Origin of the sequence: Acinetobacter sp. YH12023 (assembly GCF_013420135.1) — a bacterium.
GTDB lineage: Bacteria > Pseudomonadota > Gammaproteobacteria > Pseudomonadales > Moraxellaceae > Acinetobacter > Acinetobacter amyesii.
Genome location: NZ_VOYU01000010.1, coordinates 34207 through 57726 on the forward strand (window position 1 = coordinate 34207; position 23520 = coordinate 57726).

20 protein-coding genes are annotated in these 23520 nt (G+C 41.0%); 7 read left to right on the forward strand and 13 right to left on the reverse strand.

The window, feature by feature from the left end:
- Positions 1-42 precede the first annotated feature (42 nt).
- Entirely contained in the window at positions 43-987 is a 945-nt protein-coding gene (locus tag FTT92_RS11660; protein WP_078193095.1) for a GGDEF domain-containing protein, read from the reverse strand.
- Positions 988-1658: 671 nt separating this feature from the next.
- On the opposite strand from FTT92_RS11660, the gene FTT92_RS11665 reads away from it, so the two are divergent.
- Complete coding sequence (locus FTT92_RS11665; protein ID WP_180172197.1) at positions 1659-2912, forward strand: exonuclease SbcCD subunit D; 1254 nt, start codon at positions 1659-1661, stop codon at positions 2910-2912.
- Between the two features lie 9 nt (positions 2913-2921).
- Positions 2922-6518, forward strand: a complete 3597-nt coding sequence (locus tag FTT92_RS11670) for an AAA family ATPase (RefSeq protein ID WP_180172198.1) — start codon at positions 2922-2924, stop codon at positions 6516-6518.
- Between the two features lie 48 nt (positions 6519-6566).
- On the opposite strand, the gene FTT92_RS11675 is transcribed toward FTT92_RS11670, so the two are convergent.
- Together FTT92_RS11675 and FTT92_RS11680 are read right to left on the reverse strand one after the other, a co-directional pair.
- Entirely contained in the window at positions 6567-7367 is an 801-nt protein-coding gene (locus FTT92_RS11675) for a thioesterase family protein (protein WP_078193098.1), read from the reverse strand.
- A 192-nt stretch (positions 7368-7559) separates the two neighbouring features.
- Complete coding sequence (locus FTT92_RS11680) at positions 7560-8246, reverse strand: YggS family pyridoxal phosphate-dependent enzyme (protein WP_180172199.1); 687 nt, start codon at positions 8244-8246, stop codon at positions 7560-7562.
- Between the two features lie 125 nt (positions 8247-8371).
- Here FTT92_RS11680 and FTT92_RS11685 point away from each other — a divergent pair, with 125 nt between their 5' ends.
- Positions 8372-9409, forward strand: a complete 1038-nt coding sequence (locus FTT92_RS11685; protein ID WP_078190026.1) for a type IV pilus twitching motility protein PilT — start codon at positions 8372-8374, stop codon at positions 9407-9409.
- A 27-nt stretch (positions 9410-9436) separates the two neighbouring features.
- The gene (locus tag FTT92_RS11690) at positions 9437-10558 is read left to right on the forward strand and encodes a PilT/PilU family type 4a pilus ATPase (RefSeq protein ID WP_168379063.1); all 1122 of its coding nucleotides are present in this window, start codon (positions 9437-9439) and stop codon (positions 10556-10558) included.
- A gap of 77 nt (positions 10559-10635) precedes the next feature.
- On the opposite strand, the gene fur is transcribed toward FTT92_RS11690, so the two are convergent.
- On the reverse strand, positions 10636-11073 hold the full coding sequence (gene fur / locus FTT92_RS11695; protein WP_078193101.1) for a ferric iron uptake transcriptional regulator: 438 nt from the start codon (positions 11071-11073) through the stop codon (positions 10636-10638).
- A 112-nt stretch (positions 11074-11185) separates the two neighbouring features.
- Here fur and FTT92_RS11700 point away from each other — a divergent pair, with 112 nt between their 5' ends.
- On the forward strand, positions 11186-11584 hold the full coding sequence (locus FTT92_RS11700; protein WP_078193102.1) for an outer membrane protein assembly factor BamE: 399 nt from the start codon (positions 11186-11188) through the stop codon (positions 11582-11584).
- A 43-nt stretch (positions 11585-11627) separates the two neighbouring features.
- On the opposite strand, the gene FTT92_RS11705 is transcribed toward FTT92_RS11700, so the two are convergent.
- From FTT92_RS11705 to FTT92_RS11745, 9 genes are all read right to left on the reverse strand, one after another.
- Positions 11628-11954, reverse strand: a complete 327-nt coding sequence (locus FTT92_RS11705; RefSeq protein WP_111885267.1) for an RnfH family protein — start codon at positions 11952-11954, stop codon at positions 11628-11630.
- Positions 11954-13036 carry a hypothetical protein gene (locus tag FTT92_RS11710; RefSeq protein ID WP_180172200.1) on the reverse strand — a complete coding sequence of 361 codons (1083 nt, stop codon included), beginning with the start codon at positions 13034-13036 and terminating at the stop codon, positions 11954-11956. The genes FTT92_RS11705 and FTT92_RS11710 overlap by 1 nt, the downstream gene beginning before the upstream one ends.
- A 142-nt stretch (positions 13037-13178) precedes the next feature.
- On the reverse strand, positions 13179-13634 hold the full coding sequence (locus FTT92_RS11715) for a bacteriohemerythrin (RefSeq protein ID WP_078190032.1): 456 nt from the start codon (positions 13632-13634) through the stop codon (positions 13179-13181).
- Between the two features lie 263 nt (positions 13635-13897).
- Positions 13898-14746: a class II glutamine amidotransferase gene (locus tag FTT92_RS11720; protein WP_111885279.1), complete on the reverse strand. Its 849-nt coding sequence runs from the start codon at positions 14744-14746 to the stop codon at positions 13898-13900.
- A 209-nt stretch (positions 14747-14955) separates the two neighbouring features.
- Positions 14956-15864 carry an acetylglutamate kinase gene (gene argB, locus FTT92_RS11725; RefSeq protein WP_078190033.1) on the reverse strand — a complete coding sequence of 303 codons (909 nt, stop codon included), beginning with the start codon at positions 15862-15864 and terminating at the stop codon, positions 14956-14958.
- Between the two features lie 10 nt (positions 15865-15874).
- On the reverse strand, positions 15875-17299 hold the full coding sequence (locus FTT92_RS11730) for a phosphomannomutase/phosphoglucomutase (protein WP_180172201.1): 1425 nt from the start codon (positions 17297-17299) through the stop codon (positions 15875-15877).
- A gap of 562 nt (positions 17300-17861) precedes the next feature.
- A complete protein-coding gene (gene dut / locus FTT92_RS11735; protein WP_111885270.1) occupies positions 17862-18314 on the reverse strand; it encodes a dUTP diphosphatase in 453 nt (150 codons plus the stop codon).
- Between the two features lie 64 nt (positions 18315-18378).
- On the reverse strand, positions 18379-20418 hold the full coding sequence (locus FTT92_RS11740) for a UvrD-helicase domain-containing protein (RefSeq protein WP_078193107.1): 2040 nt from the start codon (positions 20416-20418) through the stop codon (positions 18379-18381).
- A gap of 137 nt (positions 20419-20555) precedes the next feature.
- Positions 20556-21188, reverse strand: a complete 633-nt coding sequence (locus tag FTT92_RS11745; RefSeq protein WP_078190036.1) for an OmpA family protein — start codon at positions 21186-21188, stop codon at positions 20556-20558.
- A gap of 247 nt (positions 21189-21435) precedes the next feature.
- Between FTT92_RS11745 and FTT92_RS11750 the strand changes: the two genes are divergently transcribed.
- Together FTT92_RS11750 and FTT92_RS11755 are read left to right on the forward strand one after the other, a co-directional pair.
- Positions 21436-22359 carry an acyltransferase gene (locus FTT92_RS11750; RefSeq protein WP_180036149.1) on the forward strand — a complete coding sequence of 308 codons (924 nt, stop codon included), beginning with the start codon at positions 21436-21438 and terminating at the stop codon, positions 22357-22359.
- A 15-nt stretch (positions 22360-22374) separates the two neighbouring features.
- Positions 22375-23439, forward strand: coding sequence for a preprotein translocase subunit SecA (locus FTT92_RS11755; RefSeq protein WP_373684117.1), 1065 nt, complete (start codon positions 22375-22377; stop codon positions 23437-23439).
- The last annotated feature ends 81 nt before the right edge of the window (positions 23440-23520 follow it).

Below are 23520 nucleotides of genomic sequence, written 5' to 3' on the forward strand. Positions count from 1 at the left end.
ATTTTATGCACCTTTAAAATAAGTCACAACTGCAAATCTATGTTATGCAGCACAGTAGCGATTACGCCCCTGTCTTTTGGCTACATATAGGTTTTTATCAACTTGATCCAGAAATTGCATTGGATTATCCAGATCTGAAGGAATAATGGTTTTTACCCCCATGCTGAGTGTGACGAGTTCCGAAACTGCTGAGGCTTTATGCGGTAATCGTGCAGCACGCACGGCATCCATAATTCTATCGGCCATCACTGCTGCTGCGGCTTCATTGGTCTCTGGTAAAATCCAAGCAAATTCCTCGCCACCAAAACGCGCAACTAAATCACGAGGTCGTGTACAACAAGATTCCAAACTTTTAGCAATTTGACGCAGACAGGTATCCCCAATCACATGACCATTCAAGTCATTGTATTGTTTAAAATAATCTAAATCGATCAAAATTAAACTCAGCGGCTTTTGCGTGCGGATTGCGTTTAACCATTCACGCTGGTAAAAGTCATCAAACAAACGTCGATTTGCAATACCAGTTAAGCCATCTTTATATGAATATTCTTCGAGCTGACGTTGCAATTTTTGTAGTTGTTCCTCTTGTTTTTTCCGCTCGGAAATATCAAACATAAAGCCGACAAGACAATCTACATCACCATTTGGTTTACGCACGACATGAACAACATCACGTATCCAAAGATATGAACCATCTTCTTTAAGTGCACGATAATCTGCTTCATGATCTATACCAGCCATCGACTGTGAAACACAATAATTCAGTACATAATTACGGTCTTCCTCGTGCATACGTGATGCCCAATCATCTACCGTTTTCCAACTACTTTGTTTCCAACCGAGTAACTTTTCAATTTGCGGTCCAATATAACTAAATGTTTTACTGTCCCAATCAATACACCAAGGAATGGCTAATGTAGACTCTAATAAAGTCTTATACACCATACTATTTGCAAGTTTTTCTTCGTCAAAAGGATTATTTGGCATGTTGCATCTCCTGCTACCCCAAATGCAGGTAATACACCTGCTGTACAATAATTCACCTATATACAGGATTAGAACAACATTTTATATTCCTAGTTCTTGGTATTTTTTAACCTAATTTCAGATCTCTACTATTTGAAACGTGTAATCCATCAAAGAAAATATAACAACAGTGAACCAGCTCTACTATTTTGATATTCAAAGTTCTGATACCAAGCGTTAAGTTGTGTATTATTCTGCCGTTTTTGGTTGGTCGTTTACACGAGTTATAGGATTGCCTAATCAGTAACCCCAGACTTCATGGTGACCTCTTAGAATGCTCTGTACAGACTCCACCGATGCATTGCATTACCAATACATTTACTCGTAGTTTTGAAGTTAAAGATTTCGACCAAATCACTAAGAAAAATCTGGTACAAGATGGCCAAATTGCTATAGAAAAATTTGTGATACTTGGATAATACTGGCAAGGCTATTTCATAGATCCAACCCATAATACTTTTTGCCTCCTGCAAGTGGATGCAAATGCACAGTAAACACTTGGTTTTTGATTGGGGAGCTTCTACTTGTCGAGAACGACTTAGTTTGACGTATGAATGATTAATCGCCCTCGAAAACGTGACCATCTGTGATACTTTAGAGCCCAATCAATTTTTTTGATTTTTGGGGCTTGCATGACTGTTCGTTTTTTTCATACTTCTGATTGGCATTTAGGACAATTTTTCTATAACCACTCACGTGACTACGAACATGAACAGTTTCTCAATTGGCTGCTTGAACAAATAGCACAAAAACAGCCACATGCCCTGCTCATTGCAGGCGATGTTTTTGATGTGATCAACCCCGCTTCCAGAGCGCAAAAACAGTTGTATCAGTTTCTAGCAGATGCACATGAGCGGGCTCCGCACATGCAAACCCTGATGATCGCAGGCAACCATGACTCAGGCTACCGTATTGAACAAGTTGAGCCTTTATTAGAAAAATACTATGCCAAAGCTGTAGGCGTGGTCCATAAAAATACCGAAGGTCAGCTCGATTTAGACCGACTGCTGGTACCTATTTATGATGAACACAAAAATGTAGTGGCATGGTGCCTGACTTTACCTTTTCTACGTGCTGCCGAGATCACCGGTTTCAATGATCAAACAACCAATAGTCAAAATGCCATTGCCTATGTACATCAACAATTAATTGCTGAAGCCAATGCACGTAAAACTCCAGATCAAGCCTTAATTTTAATGTCCCATGCCCACATGCAAGGCGGTGAAACGTCAGACTCAGAGCGCCCGATTATTATGGGCAATGAAGAAGCAATTTCAACCGCCCTGTTTGATGATGTAATTGACTACGTGGCTCTTGGGCATTTGCATAAACCGCAAAAAGTTGGACAAACTCATATCCGTTATAGCGGCTCACCGATTCCCCTGTCATTTAGTGAAATCAATTATAAGCATCAAGTGCTTGATATCAGTATTGACCCGACTCAAATCGATGAATCACGCTTTCAAATAGAGTCCTTAGCGATTCCGCGCAGCGTGCAATTGCATCGCATCAAAGGCACAATTCCAGAAGTTTTGGCACAATTATCCGCTTTGCCGAGCGGTGAAATTGAAGATATTGATCAGCGTGAATATGTCGAAATTGAATATCATACCGACACTCCGCCTGCACCGAATTTACGACAGCAATTTGAAGAAGCGCTAGCGCCAAACCGTTATCGTTTGGTGCGCATCAGCCGCCGTTATTTAAATTCAGATCAAAATAATCCGCAGCAAGCCGCAATCAACCTTGATCCGCCTACGCCTGAAAAATTATTCCAAAACCTTTGGGAAAAACAGGGCTACGGTGCTGATGACACCGTAATGAAAGATTTTTTAAGTTTGGTCGATGAAGCACAAAAATCACTTGAAGATGATGCGAACACTTAAGGAATTTCCATGAAAATTTTATCTATACGCATTAAAAACTTGGCATCTTTAGCGGGTGAGCATTTTATTGATTTTGAATCTGAACCCTTAGCAAGTGCAGGCTTAGTGGCAATTATTGGTAAAACAGGTGCTGGTAAATCGACTATTTTAGATGCCATGTGTTTGGCGCTGTTTAACCGTGTGCCGCGCTTAAAAGACAGCGATGGCAAACTCATCGATGTAGATGGTTCAGAGCTGCCGACCAACTCACCGCAAACAGTCTTGCGCCGTGGTACAGGCCAAGGCTTTGCCGAGCTCAGTTTTATTGCTCAAGACCAAAAAGTCTATTCTGCACGTTGGGAAATTAAACGTGCCCGTGAAAACCCAAACGGTAAATTGCAAAGCGTACAGCGCTCACTGAAATGCTTAACAGATGGCACTGTTGTTGCGGATAAAACCAAAGCGGTTGAGAGCCAAATTTTACGCATTACTCAACTCAGTTTTGAACAGTTCACCCGTGCCGTTTTACTGGCTCAGTCAGAAGTGACCGCTTTTTTAAAAGCGCGTGATAATGAACGTGGCGAGCTATTGGAGTATCTAACCAATTCCAGTATTTTCGGGAAAATTGGTCAATTGGCCTTTGAAAAAACCAAGCAAATTGCCAATCAGCGTAAGGCTTTGGAAGTTCGACTCGGTGATATTGAAATTTTATCGGATGAAGATCTTGCCTTATACACGGCGAATTTTCAAAGTCATACAGAGTCTTACCAAAAATTCGAAAGTGAAAAGCAGCAATTGCTCAAACAGCAGCAATGGTTTCAACACAAAGATAAACTGATTGCGGATATTCAGCAACGTGAGCAATATTTGGCTGTTCAACAGCAGCAACTCGATGCACTGCAGCCGCAGAAGCAGCAATTGCAGCAACTGGAAAAATTCGCCTCAATCCGTCCAAGCATCATTCAACGCAAGAATTTAAGTACTGAAATAGCAACGCTGCAGCCTCAATTGGCTCAAGCACAGCAGCAGTTCAGCGCAATTGAAATTAAGTTTAATCATGAAAAAACTCAATTTAAACAACTTGATCTACAGCAAAAACAGCAGCACCAATTTGAAGTTGATCATCAAGATCAAATTGATTTAGTACGTGCGCGAATTGCCGACCGCCGAGTGCTAGGCGATCAGCTAATTGCTGTAAAAGATGAACTCAAAAAACTGCAAGATCAGCATGCCCCGCTGCTTCAAGCCGAACAGCAATTGTTACAAGTACAGCAGCAGTTAGAACAAAATATAGCGCAGCAAAATACCCTACTCTCGCAAACAGCACATTTTCAAATTTTGGATGAAGCACTGTCTGCACATCTCAGCCCTTTACAGCGTTTTATTCAAAGTTATGTGCAATTTGAGCAGCAATATGGTGATGTCGCTCAAGCCACGCAACAAGTGGCACAAAAACAACAGCAACTTGACCAGCTCATTCAGCAATTTGGGCAAGACCAAGCACTTAACTCGAAAATTACGGGCTTGCGTACAGCGCGTGAAGACTTATTAAATCGCATCAATCAATTAGATATCACCAAGAGTCATTGGCAGCATTACCACGCCATTCATGTTGAACATCAGCAAAAATTGCAAGACCAGCACCAACTACAAAATGATCTCACACAGAATCAGCAGCAATGCAGCATGGCTGAAACTGAATTTCATGCACAAAAAGCAGCTCGAGAGAATTTGCAAACTGTACTGCAGCAGCAGCGATTACTGCATGCAGAAAATATTGAACAGCTCAGAGCAAATCTGGTTGCAGGTGAAGCATGTTTGGTCTGCGGCAGCACCGAGCACCCTTATACATATAACCAAGATGTGCTTTCCCATGAACTATTGAAACTGCAAGTACAGCAGGAACAGCAAGCACTAGCGCAGGAAAAAATAACGTTTGATCTGTGGCAGCAACTGCAAAAAAAATGCACACAGCAGTCCACTGCCTTTGAAGCCAATGCACAGCAACTCACCGCAATCAGCACGCAACAGAGCAATGCCCAAACCCAGCTTGAGCAATCACTTAATGCACTGAATATTCCATACGATTTGCACTCAGATTTGAGCTTGCTTGAAACGGCTATAACGCATCATATTGCACAAACACAGCAATCTTTGCAGCAAACAGAAGCTGATTTAAAAACCCATGAACAGGCGCAGCAAAACAGCCATACTTTGACTCAATACATTCAGCACACGACAAAGCAGCTGACAGAAATACAGCATGCGGAACAAAATATTCAACCTATTTTGTCTTTATTGGATGACACTGAAAAATACGCATGGCAGCAGTCAACCCGCACCGCTGCTGAAGAAATTTATATTCAATTACAGCAACGTCTTAACACCTTAAAACAACGTAATGAACTAAATGCTCAGCTGAATCAAATAACACAGCAGCTGGAACAGGCAAAACAGCGCAGTAAATTCAGTCTAGAGAATATTGCTGCAACTGAAAAACGCATTTCGACACTGTTAGAAGAAGGTAAACAAAATAGCGATCTTGCAATCCAAGCTATTTTTACCATGACTCAAGTAACTGTTGAAAAACCGCATGAATGGTTATTACAGTTTGAGCAAAACCGACAACAGCTGCAGACTCAGTTTAATACGGTACGTCAACAATTTGAGCAGCGACGCCAAGCCTTTGATACGGCACAAGCAACACTGCAAAAATATCAGGCACAGCAACTACAGTTGCAAACTCAACAAAATGCAGCCGCGTTGAGTATTCAACAGTGGTTAGCGCTGCATATTGATTTTAATGACGCCTTGTTACAGCAGCTCAGTGAAATTACACATGAGCAAGAGCTGCAACTGAAACAGCAAATTAGCTCGGCTGAACGTGCATATAGCGATGCTCAGTCTGCTAAGAAAACATTGGATGAGCAACTACAGCAGCACTTAATGCTGCAGCCTGAAATCGAATTTGAAGCACTACTCTCACAATTACAAAGTTTGGTTGAACAAATAACCCAAGTGATGGAACAGCGTGATGAAGTGAAACTCAAACTCGAAGTACATCAACGCAATGTAGCAAAACAGCAGCAATTTACCGATCAGATTCAACAGATACAATCTGAGGAACATCGTTGGAATAAGATTTCTAGCTTAATGGGCGATGCAACGGGCAAGAAATTCCGTGATTTGGCACAGCAATATAACCTCGAAATTTTAATTGAATATGCCAATCAGCAATTGGCGATGCTTTCACAGCGCTATACCTTAAAGCGCCTTGAAAACTCATTAAGCCTAGCCATTGTCGATCATGATATGGATGGTGAAACCCGCTCGGTCTCTTCGCTTTCAGGCGGTGAGTCTTTCTTAACCGCGCTCGCTTTATCCTTAGCCATTGCGAGCATGGCATCAGGTACAACAAAAATTGAAAGCCTATTTATTGACGAAGGATTTGGTACGCTAGACGCTTCAAGTCTGCACATGGTGATGAATGCTCTGGATCAGCTACAAAACCAAGGGCGTAAAGTCGTGCTAATTTCTCACATTCAAGAAATGCACGAACGAATCCCTGTGCAAATTCAAGTCAATCCTGTCGGAGCAGGTGCAAGCACCATCCAAATCGTATCTTAAAAAAAGCCTGCTTAAAGCAGGCTTTATAATTTTTGATTCTCTAGATCATTACGTCCCGAGTGGACGTAGCGTTAAAATCTGTTCACTACGCCCAAATGGGCCATGGACATCATGCAATACAGAACTACTCAAACCAACACCATCCGCTCCATACTGCTGCACGGTTTCCAGACCTAACCACTGTCCCTGTGGTAAACGGTGCAAATGGATTTGTAGATCCAGATTTGGAAAGCCCCAGCCAAATGGCCAATCCTGACGCGGAACAATACCATTGGCGGTATCAACCATGCCCATTAAACGGACAAAATCAGCAGTCGGCTCACCTTCAACCATGTCATGCTGTGTTCTCAGCCACACAATGCCTTGACCTGCACGGCGCCCATGGCTTCTTGCTTCAATCGACTGAATATATCCCCCCGGCCACTGACGGATACCGTCCCAAATCGGCGCAGTTTCTGGCCCAGTCACATCAGCATCCTCCAAACCTTTCACGGACTGGCTATTTTGCGTCATCATGCGCCAAGTGCGTGCCACAATGCATGTTTTGCCCTGAGCCCGCATTTCAGATTCAATCAGTTCAATGGTTTTTCCCGGACGAATCACTTGCGTGATTATTTCAAACTCGCCAGCAGGAATTAAGCCCAAAATATCGAGGCTAATGCGCCCGATACGCATATCATGACGTGGTGAAAAACGGTCTAATTCAGCACAAATAATGCCTGTAGCTGGTGCCATGTGTTGCTCATGTGCATTCCATGCACCTTGTGCTAAATTGGTCGAATGGTAATGTGCCGTGACACAGCCTTGCGCATCTACGTCGCGTTGAATCAACTGATAATATGCCGTCATGAACTTCCCTATTTGTCCAAGTGTGAATTACTTCAATATCAAAAACATCCTGATTATTTTGTACTCAACTTTAATGGAAAGTTCAAATTAAAAGGCTCACTTTGAACCCATAGGTTTCATCTATTGTGAAAATTTATCTGCTGTGCTTACACTTTATAAGCCTAGTTTTGAAAGCAGGCTGAATCTTCTGTCCTATTTTGAATAATCACGTGCGCCAAACAATGCTGTCCCCACGCGAACCATCGTTGAACCCGCAGCAATCGCATCAGTCATATCGCCTGACATCCCCATACTTAATGTATCCCAATCTTCAGGTTTCGCATGCTGTGCTTTGACGTGTTCAAAGAGCATTTTGGCATCAGCAAACGCTTGCGGATTGTTTGGAGCAGGAATCACCATCAGTCCACGTAAGCGTAAATTCGGTAGCGTAGAAATCTGTGCGACCAAATCTGCTACTTCATTCGGCTGACAGCCATCCTTCGTATCTTGCGTATCAATATTGACTTGTAGGCAAATATTCAAAGGTGCTTGCGTCGCTTCTCGCTGGCTTGATAAACGCTCCGCAATAATCAAACGGTCTACCCCATGCACCCAAGCAAAGTTTGAAGCCAAATGTTTGGTTTTATTGCGCTGTACATGACCAATGAAATGCCAATCAATCTCTAAATCTGCCAAAGCCTCAATTTTTTCAAGCGCTTCTTGCAGATAATTTTCACCAAATGAGCGTTGCCCCGTTGCATACATTTCTCTTAGCATTTCAGCAGGATGCGTCTTAGATACAGCCAACAATTCAACCGATTGCTGTGGTCGACCCGCAAGTTGGCAAGCCTGCTCAATTTGCTGCAAGACTTGATTTCGTGCTTCTTGAAGTTTATTCATTGACGGGGTTCTCATTTCATTCATCTTTTTTTGCATTGCCCTGCAACTAAGTGTTGGTTAAGCTGTGGGAAAGCCTTATTATTCTATCAAAATAATTAAGATTTAATTTTTATCTCGGGGATTTTATGGACATTACAGAACTATTGGCCTTTGCTGCCAAAAATAACGCTTCGGATTTACATTTATCTTCTGGTATGCCACCAATGATTCGTGTGGATGGTGAAGTTCGTCGTATTAACCTTCCTGCTCTTGAACACAAAGAAGTGCACAAATTGGTTTACGACATCATGAACGATAAACAGCGTCGTGATTACGAAGAAAAATTAGAAACTGACTTTTCATTTGAAGTACCTGGTGTGGCTCGTTTCCGTGTGAACGCATTTAACCAAAACCGTGGTGCTGGTGCCGTATTCCGTACCATTCCTTCAAAAGTACTAACCATTGAAGATCTTGGCATGGGCCAAATTTTTAAAGATATTTGTGAATATCCACGTGGCATCGTATTGGTGACCGGTCCAACAGGTTCGGGTAAATCAACCACGCTTGCTGCGATGGTTGATTACATTAACGACAACCGTTATGACCATATTTTAACGGTCGAAGACCCGATCGAATTTGTACACGAATCAAAAAAATGCTTGGTCAACCAACGTGAAGTACACCGTGATACGCACGGCTTTAACGAAGCACTTCGTTCCGCACTGCGTGAAGACCCGGATATTATCTTAGTCGGTGAGATGCGTGACCTTGAAACCATTCGTTTGGCGCTGACAGCTGCTGAAACCGGTCACTTGGTCTTCGGTACACTACATACAACCTCTGCCGCAAAAACCATTGACCGTGTGATTGACGTATTCCCTGCTGAAGAAAAAGATATGGTTCGTGCAATGTTATCCGAATCACTTCAAGCCGTAATTTCACAAACCCTACTCAAGAAAAATGGCGGTGGTCGTGTGGCTGCCCATGAAATTATGATTGGTATTCCTGCGATCCGTAACTTGATTCGTGAAAACAAAGTCGCGCAAATGTATTCTGCGATTCAAACGGGTGCCAACTACGGTATGACCACACTCGATCAAAGCTTAAAAAATCTTGTCGCAAAAGGCATTATTAGTACGCAGACTGCACGGACTGCAGCGAAGCAACCCGAATCTTTCTTGTAATTTTTTTATTTTTCTGGGGCGATCGTTATGGATTTTAACGGCTTACTTGATTATATGGTGGAGAAAAAAGCATCGGATTTGTTTATTACAGCCGATGTTGAACCCTCGATTAAGATCAATGGGCAAATTTTGCCAATTGGCTCGACTAAGTTACCGGGCCCGACTGTCGGTCAAATCTTACATTCGATTATGTCTGACAAACAGCGTAAGGAATTTGCCGATACGCGCGAATGTAACTTTGCCATTAGCAATACCAGTAAATCTGCTCGTTTTCGTGTCAGCGCCTTTCAACAACGTGACCAGCCAGGTATGGTTCTGCGTCGTATCGAAACCGTTATTCCAACGATGGATGAGTTGAAATTACCGCCGATTTTAAAAGAATTAGCGATGACCAAGCGTGGCATTATCATTTTCGTAGGTGCAACGGGTACAGGTAAATCAACCTCTTTGGCATCTTTGATTGGCTATCGTAATGAAAATAGCAAAGGTCATATCATTACAATTGAAGACCCGATTGAATTTGTACACCAACACCGAGGCTGTATCATTACCCAACGTGAAGTGGGTATTGATACCGACTCTTTCGAAGTTGCCTTAAAGAATACGCTACGTCAGGCACCTGACGTGATTCTGATTGGTGAGATTCGTTCACGTGAAACCATGGACTATGCGATTGCCTTTGCTGAAACGGGTCACTTGGTTTTTGCTACTCTGCATGCCAACAACGCCAACCAGGCCATCGACCGTATCATTCACTTCTTTGAAGCGGATCGTCATAGTCAGCTGTTCATGGACTTGTCTTTGAACTTAAAAGCAATGGTTGCGCAGCAGTTGATTCCAACCATTGATGGTAATTCACGTCGTGCTGCCATTGAGATTTTGATCAACTCACCTTTAATTTCAGACTTAATCCGTAAGGGTGAAGTGCACGAAATTAAAGACCTGATGAAGCGTTCTCGTGAACTGGGTATGCAAACCTTTGACCAAGCTTTATATGACCTTTATAAAGCCAAGCAAATTAGCTACAAAGATGCGCTCAAACATGCCGATTCACCGAATGACCTGCGTCTACAGATTAAATTGTCTGAAGAAGGCGGCGAGCATTTACTGCGTGCAAATTCAAATATTACCTTTGATGGTCAACATTAATTCTGCATGATGCTTTCGGAAATAAAAAACAGACTTCATATGAAGTCTGTTTTTTATTCATTCTCATCCGCATCCGATTATTTTTTACGATATGCTTCTTGGCATTCAGGCGCATCACAATAGCCATAAAGATTTAATGAGTGACCTGTAAGTTGGAAACCAAATTTTTCTGCCACTTGATGTTGCTCATGCTCAATTACATCATTTGTAAATTCCACCACTTTATTGCAGTTTTGACACACAATATGGTCATGGTGATCTTCTTGCATAATCTCAAAAACAGAATGATTGTTTTCAAAATGATGGCGTTGAATAATACCTGCAGCTTCAAACTGTGTTAACACGCGATACACAGTTGCTAAACCCACATCTTCACCCTGTTCAAGTAAAGTCTTATAAATATCTTCTGCGCTTAAGTGATGTTGTCTTGAATTTTCAAGCAATTCCAATATTTTAATTCGTGGAAGTGTAACTTTAAGTCCAGCTTTACGTAAATCTTGATTTGAAATAGGCATGAAAAAAGGTCTCTCAACAAAATTAAAGTTGGAATATGCAACAAAGTGTAGATGCAGTATGATCTATCCTTGGATCAAATGCATCATAATTAATTTGGGATAGTTTAGCAAAATGCAAAAAATCATGCTGACGTTATTCGTCACTTCATTGCTCGTAGGCTGTTCAACCTTGGGCGTTTATAAAGTTGATATTCCACAAGGTACACCTTTAACTCAAGCACAAGCGGCTAAAATTCAAGTGGGAATGAGCCACCAACAAGTTCGCTTTTTGCTAGGTAGTCCAACTGTTGCCGATCCAATGAATCCGTTACGTTGGGACTACATTTATAAGTATACCCCAGGAACATATGCTAAAAAAGCCAAGATTCCTGCTGCACATGGTCAACACTTAAAAATCTTCTTTGACCAAAACGGTATCGTTCAAAAAATTGAAGGCTTAGAAACCATTCCAGAGTCACAACCAGGCTTACCAGGTTCTAAAGAAGCGATTTTAACTGCGCCACCACTATAGTCGCTTTAAGATAAAAATAAACCCCTAAATTTAGGGGTTTTTTTTATAAGTACAATTGTTTGAAACGATTGCCTCGACAATAACGGCCAACGGGATTTTTCTTGGCGCGATTACGACGAATATCTTTCGGATTAATGGTTAATGCACGATAGATTTCGACACGATCACCTGCTTCAAGTAACTGAGATGAATCGCTTACACGCGCCCCGAAGATTCCTAGTGTTAATTCTTCGGGTAAATCCACTTGTTTTCGAATGCCACTTTGCACAATAGCATCTTCAACCGTCATACCGGGATTAAAGCTCAGCGGAATTAATATCTGCTGTTCCACGCTCGCATAAGCGACCCATACTTGTAACTGAGCTGTCATTAGAATAACTGCCCAATCACAGCCACCAATGCCAATATTATTGACAAGGGCACTACGATACGTACGGCAATACGCCAAATATTATAAAAGGTTTCATGACTGAAGTTCATTGACTTACGTAGATGACTAATCTTCATAATCCAACCTGCGAAAATCGCATAAATCAGACAAATAATTAAGCCCCAAACCAACAAGGCAATATTAAATACTGGAACAACAGTGCTCAGTGCCCATACGAAAACCGCAACCAATAAAATCGCCCATTGCACCACTACGGCCAATTGGCGTTGTTGTAATTGTTCACGTGCCATTTGAATCAGCAATGCTGAAGCAGCAACCAAACCCACAACCAATGCTAAAGCAGGTACTTGTGTTTTTGCTGCGAAAAAAGCAAAGGCAATCACTGCCAAGAGTTGAGCGATCCAAATTGGAAATACCGTTTTGCTTGCAATCTCTTGTTGCTTCACAGCTGGCAAACTTGACTGCCAGTACAAGCCCATCCCCAAACCACTTGCTACGAGCGCCAAGACGGTTGCATTGCCCCACTCACTAAATTCGAGCGCAGTCATTTTCCACTCTGGTAAGGCAGTTCCCATAACATTCGCTAAGACTACTGCAGCAATCACACCAATAGCCGTCAAGATCACTAAAAATTGGCGTGGTACAAACGACAATGCAAATGCAATGACCGCAAGGACAGCCAAAATAATGCTATAGGCAAAACCATTAGCTGTAAAAATTGCCACATATTGCGACGCGGCTGAAAGCATGGCACCTGCTAAAAATGGAATAAATACTACGGCAAGCCAACCGACTATACGCCATTTGGGTGAAGCATCCGCATCACGTGTTAGCGAAGACAGTGCTTGAACTGCTGTGGTTTTTGAACGTTTTGCTAAAGCAATTTCCAAATAACATAGCGGTAAAGCTAAAATAAGCATTGTACCTAGCCACAACAGCCAGAAATCTAGCTGACGTTCAATTTGAATACCTGTTACCGGTGCTAAAGTTGCAATAATGATAAAAGATAAACAGAACGCCATCAGTGGCGATAACCATTTCGACATCGCATTGTCCTGCATGACAAATTCCTTTGAAAATTCTAGCGCTATTTTGCCTTGCTGTGCCTTGAAAATCAAAAACAAAAAGCAAATCACCTTAAAGGTGATTTGCTGCGCAAATGATATTATTAGAATTTAATTGTTTTTATTTCATTTTTTGAGGTTATGAAAAGAAACGTGCAAACCAATTTTTGCCTTTTTTCTTTTCTTTTTCTTTGATGATACCCATCATATTTTCTTTAACCGCACCGACATAATCAGCATCATCGTGCTGAATATGGTTAATCAGCCATTTTGAAAGCACTTCATGTAATTCATTTTCAATCGCATGCCCCATTTCAAAACGGTCGCGGTAAGATTCAATTTTTTTAATAAATAAATCATGTACGCGTTTATGTGGCACACGATATTTATAACCCGCTTCTTCTTGTAAAGATTCTTCGAAGGTAAAATGTGATTGCGTGTAATCAATAATGTTTTCCAGAATTTGTTTTACACGATCACGATCTGTATTTGCGTCAATGCCATCAATTTCATTGATGTAGTCAAGAATCCGTTTGTGTTGATCGTCAATCACATCGATACCAGTATTGTATTCTGGAACCCATTTCATTTTCATTACGACCACCTATAAATATGAAGGACTTATCACGTAAATTTCATCATATAATTAAAGGACTTAAATAAAAATGAAGTAAAAAGGTTGGTTTTAATTAAAATACTGCCATTTATAATGTAATCAATTGTTTTTATTATGTTAATTTATTTAATCCCGAGCATAAAGCTAAGATATTTTTTAATCAATTCAATATCTTAGAAAATACCCTTAATTCAATAAAGTGTAAGATATTCATTTTTATAATGAATACCTTTCATTCAAAATTAATACTGATCTGCACGCGTGACGCGTTTTAAAGATGGGTCCAGCCGCTCACGTTCTAAACGTTCAACAACCGTCTTTGCAGCACGTATCGGACGGCCATGTTGAAATAAAATCATTTCACCCGGCTCAAATGCTGTCCAAACTTCGTTTTGCGTTAGGGGTTCAGTGGTAATCACGGCAACACGGTCTTCAGGCGTGGTGACTTCACTAAAATCGACTTCAACATCAATATCAATCAACTGTGCAGGTTGAAATGGGAACTCTCGAACCAACCAATGCAGCTTGGTAATCGCATAACTAAATAGCGCCTGCCCATTCGACAAACAAAAATTAAAGGTGCCATGTTCTGCAATTTTCGGAGAAATTTCTAATAACAGATCAAACACCTGATCGAGTGTAGGTTCGGTATAACCAAAACGTTTCACCATTTGCTCGAGCAAATAGCAAAAGGCCAATTCACTGTCGGTATTGCCGACGGGGCTGAAGCGCCCCGTGAGCTCAGGCTGAAAGCCATGTAGGTCGCCATTATGTGCAAAAATCCACTGTCTGCCCCACAATTCACGACTAAATGGATGTGAGTTTTCAAGATTAATTTTGCCTTGTGTCGCTTTACGAATGTGTGCAATCACATTGCGAGATTTAATTGGGTAGTTTCGGATCAGCTCAGCAATCGGAGACTCTACAGCAGATTGATTGTCGACAAATAAACGACATGCTTTATCTTCAAAAAAAGCGATACCAAAGCCATCACAATGATCTGAGGTAATTCCTGCTCGCTGCGAAAATCCCCGAAACGAAAAAGTAATATCGGTAGGAGTCGCACAATTCATTCCGAGCAGCTGGCACATATCGATCATTTCAGCAGTAAATCTATGATTTCTCTATTGTGCATGACAGTTTTAGTTGTTGTAAATCTAAAATCGGCGCCATTATAAGAGTTTTTATAATCCAACAGGGCAAATACTTTATTTGATCTATACAAATCTCACTTAGCCAACTGATAAATAATAAAAATGCCTCAAAAGAGGCTTTTTTATATCAAAAAATGCTAAGTATCTTAAGCTTTTTTCACATTGGTTCGATTGGTGATTAATGTACCCACACCATGATCCGTAAAGATTTCAAGTAATGTTGCATGAGGTACACGACCATCAACAATATGCGCGCTGATTACGCCACCTTTGACTGCATCTAATGCACAGCCAACTTTCGGAATCATGCCGCCGTAAATCACGCCAGTTTCAATCAAACGATCGACTTCTTGGGTTGTTAACCCAGTCAGCAGATTTTTATTTTCGTCTAAAACACCCGTGATATTGGTCAATAGAATTAGCTTTTCCGCACCCAATGCTTCAGCCACTTTACCTGCAACCAAGTCAGCATTGATGTTATAGGTATTGCCGTCTTCGTCTACACCTAATGGTGCAATCACAGGAATAAAATCGCTTTGGGTAAACATTTCAAGTACGTCAGTTTTCACACCAACCACTTCGCCAACGAGACCTAAATCAATCTGTTTTACTGAACCATCTTCGGCAGTTTTTTCCATCAATAATTTTTGCGCACGGATCAAATTACCATCTTTACCCGTTAAACCAATTGCACGGCCACCGTGTTTATTGATTAAGTTCACAATCGATTTGTTCACACTGCCGCCCAAGACCATCTCGACAACTTCCATCGTTGCAGGATCAGTCACGCGCATACCGTCGATACGATCAGACTCACGGCCTAATTGTTTGAGGAATGAATCCACTTGTGGACCACCGCCATGTACCACAATCGGATTTAAACCAACCGTTTTCAGCAGCACGATATCACGTGCAAATGAGCTCTCAAGCTCAGGATCGGTCATGGCATTACCACCATACTTCACTACCAGCGTCTTACCCGCAAAACGTTGAATATACGGCAAAGCTTCCGTCAGGATTTGTGCTTTGTCGATGCCAGTATGTTGATGTGGCATTTGCCTCTCCTTATTGAGCATCTGGAATGTCATGAGCAATGTCTGGATAGTGCTCAACTAACATGGAAACAAACAGATCTCGTATTTCTTTTAAGCGTGCTGATGAGTTGGCATCAAAGCGTAAAGTGAAATACTCACCTGTATTCGATGCTCGAATGATGCCAAATCCATCATCAAAATCAAGGCGTATTCCATCAATTTTACTGATTTGTGCCGGAATTCGCGTAGAATTGGCTTCAACCTGCTTTAAAACTTCCGCTGGATCATGCTGATGCGTACTGACATATAAATCTTCGGTACTAAAGCGCTCCGGATATTTCGCCAAAGCTTCTGACAATGTCAGTCCTTGAGCCTGAATATATTCTATAACTCTTAGTGCAGCATATAGACCATCGTCATAACCGCCGCCGCGGCCGTCATTAAAAACATAATGCCCTGCGTACTCTCCGCCAAAAACCGCTTTGCCTTTAGATTGGGAAATATATTTTCGCAAGAAACTACTGCCCGTTCGAATCATGACAGGCTGCGCATCTAAATCGCACACGGTATCTCGAATCATTGTTGAACATTTCACATCAAATACCACTTCTGCATGTGGTTTTTGAGTCAAACAAATTTCAGCAAATAAACACAATAATCGATCTGCAGAAACCACTTTGCCAGATTCATCAATCAGCACTAAACGATCACCATCACCATCTAAAGCAATGCCAATATCGGCTTTTTGTAGCTGTATGGCTTGGCGGAGATGGGTTAAATGTTTGAGCTGTGATGGATCTGGAGCATGATCAGGGAAATGTCCATCAGCTTGGCAACGTAATGCCAAAACTTCACAGCCTAATTTATTTAATAATAAGGCTGCACAATGCCCAGCTGAACCATGCATGCCATCGATCACCACTTTAAGCGGTTGCTGTAAATGAATGTCATCTAAAATAAATTTCTGATAAGCCAAACAATATTCAGGCTTGATTTCGTGTGGCTCAAGTTTAGTCATCAAATGCACACGTTCCGATGAAAAACAATTTTGTGCTTCGACTGCAACGTGTTGAATCATCTCTGGACAAGGTGGCTCACCTTTGATAATCCACTTGATACCATTATCTGATTTTGGATTATGGCTCGCCGTCACCATAATGCCATTGCCTTGAAATTTTCCCGCAATAAAATACAACATCGGGCTTGAGCAGCAGCCAATAATTTCCGCTTCAAGGCCAGCATCATGGCAGACTTTTTGAATTATTTTTGCATAGGTTGGACTGGTTAAACGCGCATCATAGCCAATGGCAAGTCTCTTTTGCCCTACATCTAAATATTGTTTGACTAAGCCACAAGCAATTGACTGAACTAAATCAGCATTTAAGAGCGATATTTTCCCGCGAATGTCATATGCACGAAAAATATGTTGCGGAAAGTGACTAAACAGTGAACCCATACTATGTTCTTCTAATTACATCTTTATTAATTAAAAAATCTAAAATTCTATTGAGAATTTAAGCTTTTAATTAAAGGATAAAATCCTGAAAAAAAGTGTAGCTTTTTTTATAACAAATTTAGTTAACAATCAATTAATAATATTTAAATACTGATCTAAAAATTACACTCACATTTATCCAATAATTTATTTTTAAAGTAAAATCAATATCTTAAATTAATAAAAATATCAAATTATCATTCAGTCTTAAATATTTTACTTTTCAAATATTTTTGATTATTTATTCAAATGTGTATAAATATAGTAAATCGATCAAATTTAAACCAATACACAAAATTCTAATTATTCTTTACCCTCACCCCTAAAATATAAACCAAGTAAACTCATCAGAATTAAAAATCCTGATAAGATCCAAAATACTCTAAATATAGATTTGAATTTGAATAAATTAAAATTTAAATAAAATGATATAAATAAAAACCATCACGAGGATGGTTTTTTATTCGCTACTTGATTGTAGGCATTTACTTGTCAACACACTGGATCAAAAGTCTCGCGCTGATTAGTTTTTACCTGTATGACCAAAACCGCCTGCACCACGTTCAGTGGCTTCAAACTCATCTACAATATCAAACTGAGCTTGTACAACTGGCACTAAAACATATTGTGCTAAACGCTCACCCGGCTCTAGGCTAAATGCCGTTTGGCTACGGTTCCAAACAGATACCATCAATTCACCTTGATAGTCTGAGTCAATCAAACCGACCAAGTTACCCAACACGATTCCGTGTTTATGACCTAAGCCTGAACGCGGCAAAATTAAACCTGCAAAGTTAGTGTCTTCGATATAAATCGATAAGCCTGTTTTTACCAGAACAGTTTGACCCGGTTCAATTACGGTGGTTTCTTCTACACATGCACGGAGATCAAGACCTGCCGAACCTGCTGTTGCATAAGTTGGCATTGGCCATTCCGTACCTAAACGTGTGTCGAGAACTTTAACTTGAACTTTCATGGTCCATTCCTGTTTCAATAAAACGAATTTCAAAAAATAAATAAAATATTCTACGCATTAAGCTTTAACGCTTAATCAGCGCGCGTAAATTTTCTAAATAATGCTGTGCTTGCTGTTTAGGATCGATATCCCCTGCCAGCTTTTTCTTGCGCCCTAACCACTCCAATTCATCTTGTGGCAGTTCGTCCAAGAAACGGCTTGGTGTCATTTGTCGCATTTGACCACCGGCTTTACGTTGCTCTGCTAGAGTCATGGTTAAGCCTTGACGTGCACGAGTAATCCCCACGTACATCAAACGTCGTTCTTCCTCGACCGTGTCGGCAGCAATGGAATTTTTATGCGGTAGAATTTCTTCTTCCAGACCAATCAAATAAACGAATGGAAATTCCAGACCTTTCGACGCATGAAGTGTTAACAAATTGACTTTATCGGTGTCTTCTTCTTCTTGTTGCTGTTCTAACATATCGAGCAGCACCATTTTACGAATCACACTTTCAATGTTCTTTTCATCTACATCTTCAGCGCGGTTTATCAAACTTTGAATACTGCTATATAGCACTTCAATATTATCCAGTTTGGTTTTTTCCTGCGCAGGAGTAGCTGCAGATTCTTTAACATAGTCGATATAACCTGCTTCAATCATCATGCGACGAATAATGGGAACAGGCTCATCATCTTCTAATAATTCACGGGTAAAGGTCGAAATAAAGTCTGCAAATTCAGCCAATTGGGTTGTAGCTTTTTTCGGAATCGCCATGCTCAAGCGCTGATCCCCTGCTGCACTGAGTAAGGATAAATTACTTTCCTGCGCAAATAAGCCAAGCTTTTCCAAAGTCACAGGACCAATCGCACGTTTTGGCGTATTGATAATTCGTAAAAATGCACTGTCATCTTCAGGGTTGATGATCAAACGTAAGTAGCTCATCAAGTCCTTAATTTCAGCACGAGCGAAGAAAGACTGACCACCCGATAATTTATACGGGATCTGCATTTGGCGTAGCTGTGTCTCTAGAGCACGCGCTTGGAAATTACCACGGTATAAAATGGCGTAGTCTTTCCAATTTTTACCGTTCATCAGCTTGTGCGTAATCAAGTCTTTTACAACGCGTTCTGATTCATCATCGTCATTACGACAAGTAATCACGCGGATCACTTCACCATGGCCTTTATCTGACCAAAGCTTTTTATCGAAAATATGTGGGTTATTGCCAATAACTGTATTGGCAGCTTTTAAAATACGACTGGTCGAGCGATAGTTTTGCTCAAGCTTAATCACTTTCAGATTACGGAAATCTTCCTTCAATAAAGCCATATTCTCAGGCTTAGCACCACGCCATGCATAAATCGATTGGTCATCATCACCTACCGCAGTGAATTGTCCCATGACACCCACGAGTAATTTCACCAAAATATATTGCGCCGTGTTGGTATCTTGATATTCGTCGACCAATAAATAGCGGATTCGATTTTGCCAACGATCACGCACTTCTGCATTTTCTTGTAATAAGCGCGTCGGCATGACAATCAAATCATCAAAATCCACAGCATTGTAGGCACGTAAATTACGCTCATACAGTTGATACAGATGCGCAAACTGAACGTCTTCTGCTGTTTCACAGGTGGTGTGCGCTTGCTCAGGTGGAATCAGATCGTTTTTCCAATCTGAAATCATTTTCATGGCTTTGGCAATCAGCTCTTTACTTTCTGCACCCGACAAATTGTCACGATGCATTAAATCCATCAAAATGCGTTTGCAGTCATCTGCATCTAAAATAGAAAAGTTATTTTTTAGTGGTGTATTTTTTAATTCCAAACGGAGCATGTTTAGCCCGAAGTTATGGAATGTAGAAACCGACAGCCCTTTTGCCTCTTCACGGCTCATCAGCTTCGTCACACGCTCTTTCATTTCACGCGCAGCTTTGTTGGTAAAGGTCATCGCGGTGATACGGTGCGCAGGAATACCACAATGCTTCACCAAATAGGCAATTTTACGGGTAATCACCGATGTTTTGCCTGAACCTGCCCCTGCAAGTACTAACAAGGGTCCTTGAGTGTATTTCATTGCTTCAAGTTGCTTGTCGTTCAACTGACTTGCCAGTGACATAGTCTTTCCTCTTATTAATTCGAGGATGATTATAGTCATCTGAAACGATCTTGCCTAATGCAAAATGTATTTTATCGGTCATTAAAAATGCCATAAAAAAAGCCACCCGAGGGTGGCCTTTCGTTTCGAACTAAAACTTATTTAGTTTCGTAAACTGAGATTTCTACGCGACGGTTTTGTTCACGACCTGCAGCAGTTGAGTTATCCGCTACTGGAGAAGTTGAACCGTAACCACGTGCAGTAATACGAGTTGAAGAAATACCTTGAGACGCTAGGTAGTTTTTCACTGAGTTTGCACGGTTTTGAGAAAGTGGGTTGTTGATCGCATCAGAACCTGTGTTATCTGTGTGACCGTGTACAACGATTGCAAGTTTGTTTGCAGTACCGTCTTCACGCAATACTTTAGCAACGTCATTCAACGCAGATTGGAACTGAGATTGAATAGTTGAAGAGTTAGTTGCGAAAGTTACTGATGGCATAACAAGGTTGATCGAACCATCTGGATTACGACCTACATCAACACCAGTACCAGCCAATTCTTGTTTAAGACGTTGTTCTTTCTTATCAAGAAGAAGACCAGCACCCGCGCCAACTACAGCACCAATTGCTGCTGCTTGACCCATTTTGTCTTTATCAGCATTAGAATAAGCAATACCAGCGCCTAAAAGAGCACCTAGACCAGTACCGATTGCTGCTTTGTCATATTCCATGTTTTGACAACCAGTAAGTGCCATTGCCCCAACTACTGCCGAAATTACTAGTGCACGCATTGCATGCCTCCTTCTTTGTGTTTTGTTGTATGGTTGAAATGATGAAGTAAAACAAATGGCTGAACCATTGATTTTTTGTTAATAATAAAACGTTTAGTTACAATTTGTAATATGAATACGAGATTTATTTGTTAATTCCATCACAATTTCTTCACAGTTCTGCAGATGCCCTTTTTTATTTAATCAACTCGAACTATATTTATTAGAATCAATCATTATTTGGACAATTTCCGCTAGGACTTTTTATATGTCATCTCAAACAAATAAGCAACCGACACTAAAAAAAATTAGCAAAGGACTTACCGTCGGTTCAGTTATGACAGGCAGTACTTTTTTCCATGGTCCTCCTGTACTAGCCCTTGGTCTAACCAAACTCTTTAAAAAATCAAAAAAGGTTGATGAAACCAACATAAAAATTACCAACAGTTGGCTCACGGTCAATAACTGGTTAATTGATCACGTTTTACCCAACACAAAATGGGATATCACCATCGATGAAGGCCTCGACTTAAATTTGCATGGTCGCTATCTCATGACCTGTAACCATCAGAGTTGGGTCGATACAACAGTTAACCAATATTTTGGTTTAACCCGTATGCCACTGACGCGTTTCTTCACCAAATGGGAACTCATTTTCATTCCATTTGTTGGACAAGCTTTTAAAATTTTAGGCTTTCCAATGATGAAACGACACAGCAAAGAACAAATCGCGAAAAATCCTGAACTTAAATATCGAGATATGGAAGAAGCGCGTAAATCTTGTGAACAGTTATTGAGCCAGCCTTTTACCCTGCTGAACTATTTGGAAGGCACTCGCTTTACCGCTGAAAAGCATGCGCAGCAGCAGTCGCCGTATCAAAACCTTCTTAAGCCAAAAGCGGGTGGTTTAGCACTAGCACTCAATATTTTAGGGGATCAAGTTGATGCTCTCGTAGATATGACCATCGTCTATCCAAATGGTGCACCAGGTTATGGCGAATTTTGGCTCGGTGAAGTTCCACGTATCGCCGTGGATTTACGTAAAATTGAAATTCCAACGTGGGTGCATGGTGGCAACTATGAAGATGATGCAGAATTCCGTGAAAAATTTCAGCATTGGGTAGATGAGCTGTGGACAGAGAAAGACCAACTCATTACTCGTATGAAAGCTAAATACTCAGTTACTGAATAATTAAGAAGAAGTTTTATGTCGCAGAACAGCATGCCGCAAAACAAGAAATCTAAATATCATCATGTCAATCCAGACAGTTGGTCATTCAAACTGTTTTTGATTTATGACATATTCATGGTGTTTATTATTGTTTTTAACTTGTTCTGCCTGTGCATGAACTTTTTCCTCATGAGCAATCTTGGCAGTTGGTTCTTTAACAGTATCCACCTGCCCGATGTGCTGAGTTTTTACCGTGAACATTTACATCCATGGGTGATTACTACCGAAGCGTGGTTCATTATCTTTTTGATTGTAGAATTGTTGGTGCGCTGGGCGATTGCCATCATCAACAAGCACCATCAGCGCTGGTTCTTCTTCCCGTTTATACATTGGTACGAAATTTTAGCTATTGTGCCGCATTTACGTTTCCTGCGTTTATTTCGTGCGGGCATTATTGCTTATCGACTGTATGAAATGGGCTATCAAATCGTGCCTTCTGCATGGCAGAAAAAGGCATTGTTCTACTATCGAGTCGTGATGGAAGAACTGTCAGATCGTGTGGTACTTACCGTGTTAGATGGTGTTAAGCATGAGCTCAATACCAGTACAACCCATAAAGACCTAATTAGTAATCTTGTGCAGCATCACCGTGAGATGTTCACCCAAGTTTTAGCTGAGATTCTGCAAGAAAATTTAAGCAAAGAGCTACGTACTGAACGTGAATTGATCGCCAAAAATGTCGGACAAATCGTCAGTCAGGCCATCGAAGACACTCCAGAACTCACGCAGCTATTGCGCTTAGTGCCAATCGTTGGCAGCCGCATTGAACAGCAGATTCAAAGTATCGGGCAACGTTTGGGTGAAAATATTACCCAAGGTTTAATTTCCCCGTTGGCTTATCCCAATACATCGACGGCTCAGAAACCCAATCTATATTTAGACATTTCACAGCGTGTTAGCCGTATTGAAATCGAAAATAATGCCCAGCTGGATGAGTTGGTTCGCTCTGCGGTTTTTGAAAGTCTAGAAGCTATTCGTAAGCAAGTGAAAGTAAAACAGTGGCAGCAGATTATGCAGGAGCAGGACCAAGCTACAGAATAAACACTTAGTCAAAAATAATTGCGAACTCCGCTAGAGTATTCATACAAATTGTTCTAGGATTTGCTCTATTTACAACATAAC